The sequence below is a fragment of the Blastococcus brunescens genome (assembly GCF_035320885.1).
Taxonomy (GTDB): domain Bacteria; phylum Actinomycetota; class Actinomycetes; order Mycobacteriales; family Geodermatophilaceae; genus Blastococcus_B; species Blastococcus_B brunescens.
On sequence record NZ_CP141261.1, the window covers coordinates 4,675,008 to 4,687,566 of the forward strand.

13 protein-coding genes and 1 pseudogene are annotated in these 12,559 nt (G+C 71.7%); 12 read left to right on the forward strand and 2 right to left on the reverse strand.

Going from position 1 to position 12,559, the window contains the following annotated elements:
* Positions 1–112 precede the first annotated feature (112 nt).
* Both U6N30_RS31495 and U6N30_RS31500 read right to left on the reverse strand, forming a co-directional pair.
* Positions 113–760: a class I SAM-dependent methyltransferase gene (locus U6N30_RS31495; protein WP_324275389.1), complete on the reverse strand. Its 648-nt coding sequence runs from the start codon at positions 758–760 to the stop codon at positions 113–115.
* 103 nt (positions 761–863) lie between these two features.
* Entirely contained in the window at positions 864–2,024 is a 1,161-nt protein-coding gene (locus U6N30_RS31500) for a cytochrome P450 (protein ID WP_324275390.1), read from the reverse strand.
* 157 nt (positions 2,025–2,181) lie between these two features.
* On the opposite strand from U6N30_RS31500, the gene U6N30_RS31505 reads away from it, so the two are divergent.
* The 12 genes and pseudogenes from U6N30_RS31505 (at position 2,182) to U6N30_RS31555 (ending at position 12,558) form a co-directional block, all read left to right on the forward strand.
* On the forward strand, positions 2,182–3,111 hold the full coding sequence (locus U6N30_RS31505) for a DUF5926 family protein (RefSeq protein WP_324275391.1): 930 nt from the start codon (positions 2,182–2,184) through the stop codon (positions 3,109–3,111).
* Positions 3,112–3,372: 261 nt separating this feature from the next.
* Positions 3,373–4,497, forward strand: a complete 1,125-nt coding sequence (chvE, locus tag U6N30_RS31510) for a multiple monosaccharide ABC transporter substrate-binding protein (protein WP_324275392.1) — start codon at positions 3,373–3,375, stop codon at positions 4,495–4,497.
* A gap of 263 nt (positions 4,498–4,760) precedes the next feature.
* The gene (gene mmsA / locus U6N30_RS31515) at positions 4,761–6,311 is read left to right on the forward strand and encodes a multiple monosaccharide ABC transporter ATP-binding protein (protein ID WP_324275393.1); all 1,551 of its coding nucleotides are present in this window, start codon (positions 4,761–4,763) and stop codon (positions 6,309–6,311) included.
* The gene (locus U6N30_RS31520; protein ID WP_324275394.1) at positions 6,308–6,871 is read left to right on the forward strand and encodes an ABC transporter permease subunit; all 564 of its coding nucleotides are present in this window, start codon (positions 6,308–6,310) and stop codon (positions 6,869–6,871) included. Before mmsA ends, U6N30_RS31520 begins: the two co-directional genes overlap by 4 nt.
* Positions 6,872–7,001: 130 nt before the next feature.
* Positions 7,002–7,556 (forward strand): ABC transporter permease subunit, encoded by a 555-nt coding sequence (locus tag U6N30_RS31525; RefSeq protein ID WP_324275395.1) that lies wholly within the window; start codon positions 7,002–7,004, stop codon positions 7,554–7,556.
* Positions 7,557–7,664: 108 nt separating this feature from the next.
* Positions 7,665–8,582: a LacI family DNA-binding transcriptional regulator gene (locus U6N30_RS31530; protein ID WP_324278554.1), complete on the forward strand. Its 918-nt coding sequence runs from the start codon at positions 7,665–7,667 to the stop codon at positions 8,580–8,582.
* A 151-nt stretch (positions 8,583–8,733) separates the two neighbouring features.
* Complete coding sequence (locus U6N30_RS31535; RefSeq protein WP_324275396.1) at positions 8,734–9,375, forward strand: FGGY family carbohydrate kinase; 642 nt, start codon at positions 8,734–8,736, stop codon at positions 9,373–9,375.
* Positions 9,327–10,370 carry an FGGY-family carbohydrate kinase gene (locus U6N30_RS31540; RefSeq protein WP_324275397.1) on the forward strand — a complete coding sequence of 348 codons (1,044 nt, stop codon included), beginning with the start codon at positions 9,327–9,329 and terminating at the stop codon, positions 10,368–10,370. Before U6N30_RS31535 ends, U6N30_RS31540 begins: the two co-directional genes overlap by 49 nt.
* On the forward strand, positions 10,367–11,044 hold the full coding sequence (locus U6N30_RS31545) for an L-ribulose-5-phosphate 4-epimerase (protein WP_324275398.1): 678 nt from the start codon (positions 10,367–10,369) through the stop codon (positions 11,042–11,044). The genes U6N30_RS31540 and U6N30_RS31545 overlap by 4 nt, the downstream gene beginning before the upstream one ends.
* Positions 11,045–11,057: 13 nt before the next feature.
* Positions 11,058–11,672, forward strand: coding sequence for a hypothetical protein (locus tag U6N30_RS35015; RefSeq protein WP_422678004.1), 615 nt, complete (start codon positions 11,058–11,060; stop codon positions 11,670–11,672).
* Positions 11,663–11,961, forward strand: a pseudogene (locus U6N30_RS35020) (L-arabinose isomerase family protein); the annotation flags it as partial. The gene U6N30_RS35015 and the pseudogene U6N30_RS35020, both read left to right, overlap by 10 nt.
* A gap of 84 nt (positions 11,962–12,045) precedes the next feature.
* Complete coding sequence (locus tag U6N30_RS31555; protein ID WP_422678165.1) at positions 12,046–12,558, forward strand: hypothetical protein; 513 nt, start codon at positions 12,046–12,048, stop codon at positions 12,556–12,558.
* The last annotated feature ends 1 nt before the right edge of the window (position 12,559 follow it).

Genomic DNA, 12,559 nt, shown 5'->3' on the forward strand with positions numbered 1-12,559 from the left:
ACCTTCTACCGGGGCGTCCCGGATGATCAGGTCACCTGACCATCATGGGGCCTCCCTCGCGGTCGACGGCGGGGAGGACCCCGAACGGTGAGGGAGGATGCCGCAGCCGCGGTCACTGCAGCCGGCGCGCCCGCAGCACGACGTCCTCGACGTGGTGGGCCCCGGCGCCGCCCTCCGGCACGACGCGCAACCGCTGCTCGTCCACCTCCACCTGCCAGTCGTCGTCGAGCAGCGCCGCCACCATCGAGGGCCAGACGTAGTCGGCCGGGTCGTCTCCGCCGTCGTGCACCTCGTGGTGCTCCATCCCCGCGTGGTGCACGAGCAGCAGCACACCGCCGGGCGCCACCGCCGCGAGCAGGGCCCGCTCGGCCGCGGCGTCGGGGGTGCGGGGAAGGGCCGGGTACTGCGCCGACACGAGGTCGAAGGACGCCGGCGGGAGCCCCGCCTCGGCCAGCCCGGCGTGCACCCAGCGGATGTCGACGCCCGCCTCGCGCGCGTGCGCGGCCGCCCGCTCCAGCGCGACGCCGGACACCTCGAGCGCGGTGACGTCCCATCCGCCGCGGGCCAGCCAGACGGCGTCGGCACCCTCGCCGCAGCCGACGTCCAGCGCCCGACCGGGCGGCGTCCCGGCGACCTCGGCGACGAGCGCGCCGTTGGGCCGGCCGCTCCACAGCTGTGGCCGGTCGGCGTACCGGCGGTCCCACTCGGCCTGCACCGCGGGGTCGATGGCGGGCGGGCGGGAGTCGTTGTCGTCGGTCACTCGGACACCTTGTGCTGCGGTGCCCGGAAACGGCTACTCCCGTTGCCGTTCCGGCAACGACGTCACGCGGTGAGGACGACGGGCAGGTCGCGCAGCCCCCGGATCACGAACTCCGGACGGCGCTGCGCGGGGCGGCCGAGCTCCAGCCGCGACGTCCGCGACAGCAGCGCCCCGAACGACGCCTGGAGCTCGAGCCGCGCCAGCGGGCGCCGATGCAGAAGTGGACGCCGGCCCCGAAGGAGATGTGCGGGTTGTCGCTGCGGCCGACGTCGAGGGTCTCGGGGTCGCCGAACACCGCGGGGTCGTGGTTGGCCGAGCCCAGGAGTGCGGCGATCCTCTGCCCGCGCGCCACCGTGATCCCGCCGATCTCGACGTCCTCGGTCGCCGTGCGCTCGAAGAGCTGCAGCGGGGAGTCGAAGCGCATCAGCTCCTCGATCGCCGTCGGCAGCAGGCCCGGGTCCGCGCGCAGCCGCCGCAGCTGGTCGGGGTGCTCCAGCAGGGCGAGCAGGCCGTTGCCGCTCACGTTGACCGTGGCCTCGTGGCCGGCGTTGAGCAGCAGGATGCAGGTGGTGACCAGCTCGTCCTCGGTGAGCCGGTCGCCCTCGGCGTCGCGGACGCTCACCAGGTGCGAGACGAGGTCGTCACCGAGGTTCGTGCGGCGGTCGGCGGCGAGCTCGCGCAGGTAGGCGACGAACTCGTCGGCGGCGCGCTCGGCGGCGTCCTCGATCGCCGTCGTCCGGCCGTACTCGTACATCTTCACGATGGCGTTGGACCACGGGCGCAGCAGTGGCCGGTCGGAGTCGGGCACCCCCAGCAGCTCGGCGATGACGGCGACCGGCAGCTCCTCCGCCATCCCGGTGAGGACGTCGACCGGCTCCGTGCCGGCGGAGCGCTCGACCAGCCCGTCGACGAGCCTCCCCGCCAGCTCCTCCACCCATGGGCGCAGCCGCTCGACGTGCCCACGGGCGAAGGCGGCACTGATCAGCCGGCGCAGCCGCGTGTGGTCCGGCGGCTCCATCTCCAGGATGGCGTTGCGGTGGATGAGGTTGAAGCTCTCGAACCGGTCGACCGGCACCTTGTCCGACCAGATGCGGCCCAGCCGCCGGTCGCGCAGGACGGCGTTGGACTCCGCGTGCGTGAACGCCAGCCAGAGCCCGAGCCCCTCGTGCCACTGCACCGGCGCTTCCGCGCGAGCCCGGGCGAACGACGGATAGGGGTCGGCGACGACTGCAGGGTCGGCCAGGTCGAGCGGCACGGCGGTCACGCCCGCGAGCCTAGGATCCGCGGCAACGACGTCCGTCACAGGCGACGGTCCACGCCGAGTGTGACGAAGCGGTGGTGATCAGCGGTTGATGGCCACCACTTCGTCGCACTCGACCGCGGGCGCCGGCCCCGCCCGGACCCCACATACGCTGGACCGCATGGCTTCCCGCAAGCGCTCCTCCGCCCCCGCCGCCGCGCCGGAGGGCGTCAACCCGAAGGCGCCGTGTTCCTGCGGCTCCGGACGCCGCTACAAGCACTGCCACGGCTCGGGCTACGCCCCGCCGGTGACCCGGCCCTTCGCGGGCCTGCCGGGTGAGGCCGACTGGGTCGCCCTGCGCGAGCTGGTCCCGGCCGCCACGGCGACCCTGCGGACGACGGACGGCCGGCAGGTGACCCTCGCCAGCGTGCTGCCCGGCGGTACGCCGGCCCTGGTGCGGGCCAACGGCGAGATCGTGCTCGGCGTGCAGATGCAGACCTCGTCGGACGACGTCAGCCGCGACATCGGCACCGCTCTCGCCGCCGCGCTCGAGGCCCCGGCCGGTGCGCCGGTCGACCCGGGCCCCATCGGTGCCGCCGGTTCGGCCGGCCCTCGCCTGCAGGAGCAGCTGGACCTCACGGCGCCGTTCGAGGTGACCGTGCACGACGACTTCGCCTTCTGGCTGGAGGGGACCGATCCGTCCGCCGCGGCGCTGGCCGGGCTCGAGCACGCCAACGAGGCGATCCTGCCGACCGTCCGGCTCGCCGGGCTCGAGGCGGCCTACTGGGTGCGTCCCGGTGACGAGAGGGCCCACCTGCGCTGGGTGCGGCCGGAGCCCGAGGAGAAGCTGCTGGACGCCCTGGCCCGGCTCTCGGCGTCGGGGCAGATCCTGCTCGGGGAGGGCACCCGGTACGCCGGGGCGTTCCGCGCCCTCGGCCTCGTCGTCCCCGTCTGGGATCTCCCGGCCGACACCGCCGCGGAGGACTGGATCGGACCGGCGACGGAGTTCCAGTCGCGGCTGGAGGCGGCGCTGACGTCGACCGAGCCGCTCGACTCCGACGAGCGCCGCGCCCGCGCAGGCCTGATCTCGCGGCAGATCACGCTCCGCTGATCCGTCCGTCCCACCCCCGGGGCGTTGCTCGCGCTGATCGGTTCCTGCGGGACCCGGCAGCGAGGGAACGCCCCTGGGAGTGCGCCCCGCCCACGACGGCGCCCAGGTGACGCGGGCGTTACGCCATCGTGACAACGAATGGGCCAACTGGGGTTGACGGCACCTGTTGTTAGCGCTCACATTGGCTTCGCTCGCGTTCCGCGGGCCTGCGCCGGGCCGACTGGTCGAGTGGCGGCAGATGTCTCGAAGAGGAGATCACACGTGAGCAGGAAGCTCGGCTTGACCGCCGCGAGCGCCGTTCTGGCGCTCACGCTGGCGGCATGTGGCGGCGAGGGCGCCGGCAGCAACACCGACACGTCGAACGCCGACCCCGAGGACCTCTCGATCGGTGTCTCGATGCCGACCGAGACCTCCGAGCGGTGGATCGCCGACGGCAACTCCGTCGAGGAACAGCTCGAGGCCGAGGGCTACGAGGTGGACCTGCAGTACGCGGGTGACGACATCCCGACCCAGTCGCAGCAGATCGACTCGATGATCACGCAGGGCGTCGACGCCCTGATCATCGCCGCCATCGACGGCACGGCGCTGTCCAGCCAGCTGGCGGCCGCCGCCGACGCAGGCATCCCGGTCATCTCCTACGACCGGCTGATCCGCGACAGCGAGAACGTCGACTTCTACGTCACCTTCGACAACTTCCAGGTCGGCGTCGCGCAGGCCGAGTCGCTGCTCGAGGGCCTCGGCGAGGGCGGGCCGTTCAACGTCGAGCTGTTCGCCGGCTCGCTGGACGACAACAACGCCTTCTTCTTCTTCGACGGCGCGATGTCGGTGCTCCAGCCCAAGATCGACGACGGCACCCTGGTCGTGAAGTCGGGCCAGACCTCGATCGAGCAGGCCGCCACCCTCCGCTGGCAGCAGGAGACCGCCCAGCAGCGGATGGAGAACCTGCTCACCTCCACCTACAACGACGGCTCGGTGGTCAACGGCGTCCTCTCGCCGTACGACGGTCTGTCCCGCGGGATCATCACCGCCCTGCAGAACTCCGGGTACGGCCCGACCATCAGCGAGGGCGAGCGCCCGATGCCGATCGTCACCGGCCAGGACGCCGAGATCGCCTCGGTCAAGCTGATCGCCGACAACGTGCAGTACTCGACGATCTTCAAGGACACCCGTCTGCTGGCCGAGCAGGCCGTCATCGCCGCCCAGGCCTTCCTCGGTGGCGAGACGCCGGAGGCCAACGACGAGGAGACCTACGACAACGGCGTGAAGGTCGTCCCGTCCTACCTGCTCCCGATCGAGACGGTCACGGCCGACAACATCCAGCAGGTCCTGGTCGACAGTGGCTACTGGACGGCCGAAGAGGTCGAGGCCGGCCAGGCCGAGGGCTGATCTCCGCGTCACCGCACACTCCGGTCGGGCCTGGCGCCGCTATCGCCGCCGGGCCCGACCGGGCACCATCTGCAGCACCCGCAGGACCGAACAGCTCGGCACACCGCACGACCTGACGCCCGCACCACCCGCGAGGCACGGGACGCCGTCCGGACCCCGTGCACGCCCCACCGGCCGTACACGCCCGGCGAACCGCCGCCCGTAGCCGGCCGCCACCATCCGACCGCCCGAGTCCGGCGCGGGAGACGAGGACAGCGGAGTCCATGGACGACTACATCCTGGAGATGCGCTCCATCACCAAGACGTTCCCCGGCGTGAAGGCGCTCGAAGACGTCACCCTCGCCGTTCGGCGCGGTGAGATCCACGCCATCTGCGGCGAGAACGGCGCCGGCAAGTCGACGCTGATGAAGGTCCTCTCCGGCGTCTACCCCGCCGGGAGCTACGACGGCGAGATCGTCTACGACGGCGAGCCGGTGCGCTTCGGCGGCATCCGCGACAGCGAGCACGTCGGCATCGTGATCATCCACCAGGAGCTGGCGCTGGTGCCGTACCTCTCGATCGCCGAGAACATCTTCCTGGGCAACGAGCGGACCGGCCGTGGCGGCCTGATCGACTGGAACCGGGCGAACTCCGACGCCGACGAGCTGCTGCGCCAGGTCGGCCTGCGCGAGCGCTCGGTGACCCCGGTCGGTCAGCTCGGTGTGGGCAAGCAGCAGCTCGTCGAGATCGCCAAGGCGCTGTCGAAGAACGTCAAGCTGTTGATCCTGGACGAGCCGACGGCAGCGCTGAACGACAACGACTCCGCGCACCTGCTGAACCTGCTGCGCGACCTGAGGGAGCGCGGCATCACCTGCATCATGATCTCGCACAAGCTCAACGAGATCACCGCCATCGCCGACCGCGTGACCGTCATCCGCGACGGCCGGACGGTGGAGACCCTGGAGCTGGCCGCCGGCGAGGTCACGCAGGAACGCATCATCCGCGGCATGGTCGGCCGCGACCTGGAGAGCTACTACCCCGACCGCGAGTCGCACCCGGGCGAGGAGGTGCTCCGGGTCGAGGACTGGACCGTCTGGCATCCCACCCAGGAGCGCAAGGTCGTCGACGGCGCGAGCTTCTCGGTCCGCGCCGGTGAGGTCGTGGGCATCGCCGGCCTCATGGGCGCCGGCCGAACGGAGCTGGCGATGAGCATCTTCGGCCGCTCGTACGGACGGAACATCGACGGTCGCGTCTTCATGCACGGCAAGCAGATCAAGTCGCGCAACGTCGCCGAGGCGATCGACAACGGCATCGCCTACGCCACCGAGGACCGGAAGAAGTACGGCCTCAACCTGATCGAGGACATCCGCCGCAACGTCTCCGCGGCCGCCCTCGGCAAGCTCTCGCGCCGCGGCTGGGTCAACGGCAACGAGGAGACCAAGGTCGCCGAGGAGAGCCGGCGCAGCATGAACATCAAGGCGCCGACCGTCATGTCGGTCGTGGGCAAGCTCTCGGGCGGCAACCAGCAGAAGGTCGTCCTGTCGAAGTGGCTCTACACCGACCCGGACGTGCTGATCCTCGACGAGCCGACCCGCGGCATCGACGTCGGCGCCAAGTACGAGATCTACACGATCATCAACCGGCTCGTGGCGGCCGGGAAGGCCGTCGTCGTCATCTCGTCGGAGCTGCCGGAACTGCTCGGCATCTGCGACCGCATCTACACCCTGTCGGCTGGGCGGATCACCGGTGAAGTGCCGGTGCGCAGCGCGGGCGGCGGAGCCACCCAGGAGAACCTGATGGAGCTCATGACCCAGGACAAGGAGCAGGCGGCATGACCAAGATGGTCCCGCAGACGGAGGAGATCGCCCCGGCGCCTGGTGCCGCGCAGCAGGCGAAGGAGCAGTCGACCGACAGCAACCCGATGCACCTGCTCACCCGGAACCTGCGCACCAGCGGCATCTACATCGCGTTCGTCGCGATCGTGGTGCTGTTCGCCATCCTCACCGAGGGCGTCTCGCTGAGCCCGCGGAACGTCACCAACATCGTCCTGCAGTACAGCTACATCCTAGTGCTGGCGATCGGCATGGTCATCGTGATCATCGCCGGCCACATCGACCTGTCGGTCGGCTCGGTGGTCGCGCTGTGCGGTTCCGTCTCCGCGGTGCTGGTCATCCAGCAGGGCTACCCGACCTGGGTCGGCATCGTCGCCGCACTCGCGGTCGGCATGGCGGTGGGTGCCTGGCACGGCTTCTGGGTCGCCTACGTCGGCATCCCGGCGTTCATCGTGACCCTCGCCGGCATGCTGCTCTTCCGCGGGCTCACCCTGCAGGTGCTCGACAACATCTCCCTGTCGCCGTTCCCCGCGAGTACAGCCGCATCGCCACCGGGTTCCTGAACGGGCTCATCGGTGGGGACGGCTACGACGCCTTCACCCTGCTCATCGGCGGTCTCGCCGTCGCCGGGTACGCGGTGAGCAGCTGGCGGTCGCGCATGGCACAGCTGCGCTACGAGCAGCCGGTCGGAGCATGCCGTTGTTCATCCTCAAGATCGCCGCCGTCGCGGCCGTGGTCATGGCGTTCGCCTGGCAGCTGGCGCACTCCCGCGGGCTGCCGATCGTGCTGATCATCCTGGCGGTGCTGGTGATCGTGTACGGACTGGTCACCAAGCGCACGGTCTTCGGCCGCCAGGTCTACGCAATCGGCGGCAACCTGTCGGCCGCGATGCTCTCGGGCGTGAAGGTCAGGAAGGTCAACTTCTGGATCTTCGTGAACATGGGCTTCCTCGCCGGCGTGGCCGGCGTCATCTACTCCTCGCGCATGAACGGCGCCCAGCCGTCGGCCGGTGAGATGTTCGAGCTGGACGCCATCGCGGCGGCCTTCATCGGCGGTGCGGCCGTCACCGGCGGTGTCGGCACGGTCGTCGGCGCGATGGTCGGCGGTCTGATCATGGCGGTCATGAGCAACGGCATGCAGCTCATGGGCGTCGAGCAGCCGATCCAGTCCGTGGTCAAGGGCCTGGTGCTGCTGCTGGCCGTCGCCTTCGACGTCTACAACAAGCGTCGCGCCGGGGCCTCCCGCTGAGCGCTGAGGCGCTGAGCGACGGGCCGGTCGTCGCCGTCGCAGGTCGCGGCGGCCGGCCCGGACGACGAGGGGAGCGGTGGAGCCGGAGGGGCGACCCGAGCGCTGGTGATGAGTGACGTCGCCGCACTCGCCGGGGTCTCGCACCAGACCGTGTCCCGGGTGGTCAACGGGCACCCGAACGTCGCGCCGCACACGCGGGAGCGGGTCGAGCGGGCCATCGCCGAGCTCGGCTACCGGCCCAACATCGCCGCCCGCGCCCTGGTCACCGGCTCCACCCGCACGCTCGGGCTGGTCACGGTGAAGATCAACCAGTACGGACCGGCGCAGACGATGCTCGGCCTGGAGAACGCGGCGCGCGCCGCGGGCTACTCGCTGAGCGTCTCGATCCTGGACGACGCCACCGCGGGCGCGATGCGGGAGGCCGTGGACACGTTCGTGGCCCAGCGCGTCGACGGCATCGTGGCGCTGTCGACCTACGACGACGCCGCGGAGGCACTGCGCGCGCTGGACCCGCCGGTGCCACTGGTCGCCGTCCAGGTGGGCGGCGGCGAGGACCGGCCCGCCGTGGGCGTGGACCAGGAGACGGGCGCCCGCCTGGCCACCCGGCACCTGCTGGGGCTGGGACACCGCACCGTGCACCACGTCGCCGGGCCGGCCGACTCGCAGGAGGCACGCGGGCGCATCGACGGCTGGCGCTCGGAGCTGCTGGCGGCCGGAGCGCCGGTGCCCGAGGGGATGCTGCGCGGGGACTGGACGCCGTCGTCGGGTTACCTGGCCGGCAAGGCCCTGGCCGCGCGGATCCGCGGCGGCGAGGACATCACCGCGATCTTCACCGCGAACGACCAGATGGCCCTCGGGCTGCTCGCTGCGCTCCACGAGTGCGGGCTGCGGATCCCCGAGGACGTCAGCGTGGTCGGGTTCGACGACCTGCCCGAGGCGCCGTACTTCACCCCGCCGCTGACCACGGTGCGGCAGGACTTCGCCGAGCTCGGCCGACGGGGGTGCAGCTGGTCCTCGCCCGCATGAAGGGGAGGACCTGCATCCCGAGCCGGTTCCCCCGGCGCTGCTGGTGCGGTCCAGCACCGGCCCGGCACCGGCACCGGCCCCGGCGTGAGGTCGGGCATCCTGTTAGCGCTAACAGGTTCCGCCGTCCTCGGCGGGCGGAAGGGTTCCTGACATGACGACGGACGCTGTCGCAGCGATCACGGACGGTCGCACGACCCTGGGGATCGAACTCGGGTCGACCCGGATCAAGGCGGTGCTGATCGGTCCCGATCACGCGCCGCTCGCCGTCGGTAGCTCCGACTGGGAGAACCAGCTCGTGGACCGGCTGTGGACGTACTCGCTGGACGCGGTCTGGACCGGGGTGCAGCAGAGCGTCGCGGCCCTCACCGACGACGTGCGGCGACGCCACGGGGTGGAGCTGGCAGGAGTCGGCGCCCTCGGGGTGTCGGCGATGATGCACGGCTACCTCGCGTTCGACGCCGACGGGAAGCTGCTGACGCCCTTCCGCACCTGGCGCAACACGCACACGGGCCGGGCGGCCGAGCGGCTCAGCGCCGAGTTCGGCTGCAACATCCCGCACCGGTGGAGCGTCGCGCACCTCTACCAGGCGATCCTGGACGGCGAGGAGCACGTCGGCCGGCTCGACCACCTGACGACCCTGGCCGGCTACGTGCACTGGCAGCTGACCGGGGAGAAGGTCCTCGGCATCGGGGATGCCAGCGGCATGCTGCCGATCGACGGGGGACAGGTGGGTACGACGCCACGATGCTCGCCCGGTTCGACGAGCTGGCCGCCGAGGCCGGGGTGGAGCTGACCCTCGCCGAGCTGCTGCCGGCCATCGCGGTCGCCGGGCAGCCGGCCGGCACGCTGACCGACGCGGGTGCGGCGCGGCTCGACCCGGCCGGCCGGCTGCACCCCGGCATCCCGCTCTGCCCGCCCGAGGGTGACGCGGGCACCGGGATGGTCGCCACCAACTCCGTCGCTCCGCGCACCGGAAACGTCTCCGCCGGGACGTCCGTCTTCGCCATGGTCGTGCTCGAGCAGGAGCTCGGCCGGGTGCACCGCGAGCTGGACCTGGTCACCACGCCGGCCGGCGACCCCGTGGCGATGGTGCACTGCAACAACGGGGCGAGTGAGCTGGATGCCTGGGCGGGGCTGTTCGCGGAGTTCGCCCGGGCGCTGGGGGCCGAGGTCGACCCGTCGAAGGTCTTCGGGACGCTCTTCGCCGCCGCACTGGACGGGGCGAGCGACGGCGGCGGGATGCTCGCCTACAACTACCTCTCCGGTGAGCCGATCACGGGCCTGGAGGAGGGCCGGCCGCTGTTCCTGCGGTCGCCGGACAGCCGGCTGAGCTTGGGCACGTTCATGCGGACGCACCTGTACTCGTCCCTGGCCACGCTCAGGATCGGCATGGACGTCCTGCAGAAGGTCGAGGGCGTGCGGCTGGACCGGATGTTCGCGCACGGTGGCCTGTTCAGGACCGAGGGCGTCGCGCAGCGCTTCCTGGCCGCCGCGATCGACACCCCGGTCTCCGTCGGCGACGTCGCTGCGGAAGGTGGCGCCTGGGGCATCGCCGTCCTGGCCGCGTTCGCCGCCGATCGTTCGTCGGGACGGAGCTCGCCGGAGCAGAGCCTGGCGGACTACCTGGACGGCGCGGTGTTCACGGGCGCGAGCCTGCACACCGTCGAGCCCGACCCGGCCGACGTCGAGGGCTTCGACGCGTTCATGCAGCGGTACGTCGCCGGGCTCCCGGTCGAGCGGGCCGCCGTGGAGCACGTGAGCCCCGCCCCGCGAGGAGGAGACGAATGACCGCCACCCCGACCGAGCGCGGCACCCACCGGGAGCTGCGCGCGCACGTCGCCGCGCTGCATTCCGAGCTGACCCGCTACGGGCTGGTCACCTGGACGGCGGGCAACGTGTCGGGCCGCGTGCCCGGCGAAGACGTGTTCGTCATCAAGGGCAGCGGCGTCTCCTACGACGAGCTGACGTGGGAGGGCATCACCGTCTGCGACCTGGACGGGAACGTCGTCGACGGGGTGAAGGCGCCGTCGTCGGACACCGCCGCGCACGCCTACGTCTACCGGAACCGGGCCGACGTCGGCGGGCAGGTGCACACGCACAGCCCGTACGCGGCCGCCTGGGCCGCGCGCGGCGAGGAGATCCCCTGCGTGCTGACCGCGATGGCCGACGAGTTCGGCGGCCCGATCCCGGTCGGCCCGTTCGCGCTCATCGGCGACGACTCGATCGGCCAGGGCGTCGTCGCGACCCTGGAGCACTCCCGTTCGCCGGCGGTGCTCATGCAGAACCACGGTGTGTTCACCATCGGGCGCGACGCGAAGGCGGCGGTCAAGGCCGCCGTCATGACCGAGGACGTCGCCCGCACCGTGCACCTCTCCCGCCAGCTCGGCGAGCCCATCCCGATCGCGCAGGCGGACATCGACTCGCTCTACGCGCGCTACCAGAACGTGTACGGACAACGCTGATGGAGGACTTCCCGTGTCATTCGAAGGTCAGGAGATCTGGTTCCTCACCGGCAGCCAGAACCTGTACGGCGAGGAGACCCTCCAGCAGGTCGCCGACCAGTCGCGGCGTGTCGCCGAGGCCCTGGACGGTGCCGGTGAGGTGCCGGTCCGCGTCGTCTGGAAACCCGTGCTGAAGGACGCCGGGGCCATCCGCCGGATCATGGGCGAGGCCAACGAGGACCCGGCCTGCCTGGGCGTCATCACCTGGATGCACACCTTCTCCCCGGCGAAGATGTGGATCGCCGGGCTGGACGCGCTGCGCAAGCCGCTGCTGCACCTGCACACCCAGGCCGACGCCGCCCTCCCGTGGGCGACGATCGACATGGACTTCATGAACCTCAACCAGGCCGCCCACGGCGACCGCGAGTACGGGTTCATGCTGACCCGCCTCCGGGTCCCGCGGACGACGGTCTCCGGGCACGTGTCCAACCCGCGGGTGCTGGCGAGGGTCGGGTCCTGGACCCGGGCCGCCGCCGGAGCCGCCGCGGCCCGCGGGTTGAAGCTGGCCCGGTTCGGCGACAACATGCGCAACGTCGCGGTCACCGAGGGGACAAGGTCGAGGCCGAGATCCGCTTCGGCATGTCGGTGAACACCTGGGGCGTGAACGATCTGGTCGCCGTCGTCGAGGCGGTGCAGGAGGCAGCCGTCGACGAGCTGGTCGAGGAGTACGCCGACCTCTACGAGATGTCCGCGGATCTGCTACCCGGCGGCGACCGGCACGACGCCGTGCGCTACCAGGCGCGCGTCGAGGCCGCGCTGCGCTGGTTCATGGAGGAGGGCGGGTTCGGGGCGTTCACCACGAACTTCGAGGACCTCGGCGGCCTGCGCCAGCTCCCGGGCTCGCCGTCCAGCGGCTGATGGCCGACGGCTACGGCTTCGGCGGCGAGGGCGACTGGAAGACCTCGGCGCTGCTGCGGGTGCTCAAGGTCGCTGGCGCCGGACTGCCCGGCGGGACGTCCTTCATGGAGGACTACACCTACGACCTCGAGGTGGGCAGCGAGAAGATCCTCGGCGCGCACATGCTCGAGGTCTGCCCGACGATCTCCGGCGAGAAGCCGCGCCTGGAGGTGCACCCGCTCGGCATCGGCGGGCGCGAGGACCCGGCCCGCCTCGTGTTCAGCGCGGCCCCGGCGCCCGGCGTCGTCATCGGCTGGTCCGACCTCGGTGACCGGTTCCGCTGGGTGGCCAACGAGATCGACGTCGTCGAGCCCGACGAGCCGCTGCCCAACCTGCCGGTGGCCCGCGCCGTCTGGGAGCCGCGGCCGGACTTCGCCACGGCGACGGAGGGCTGGCTGACCGCCGGCGGCCCGCACCACACGGTGCTGACCACCCAGCTCGGCGCCGACGAGCTCACCGACCTGGCCGAGGTGTTCTCGACCGAGCTGGTGCTCATCGACGCCGACACCACGCGGCGGTCGCTGGCCCAGGAGCTGCGCTGGAGCGCGGCCTACCACCGCCTCAACCAGCGCCTCTAGG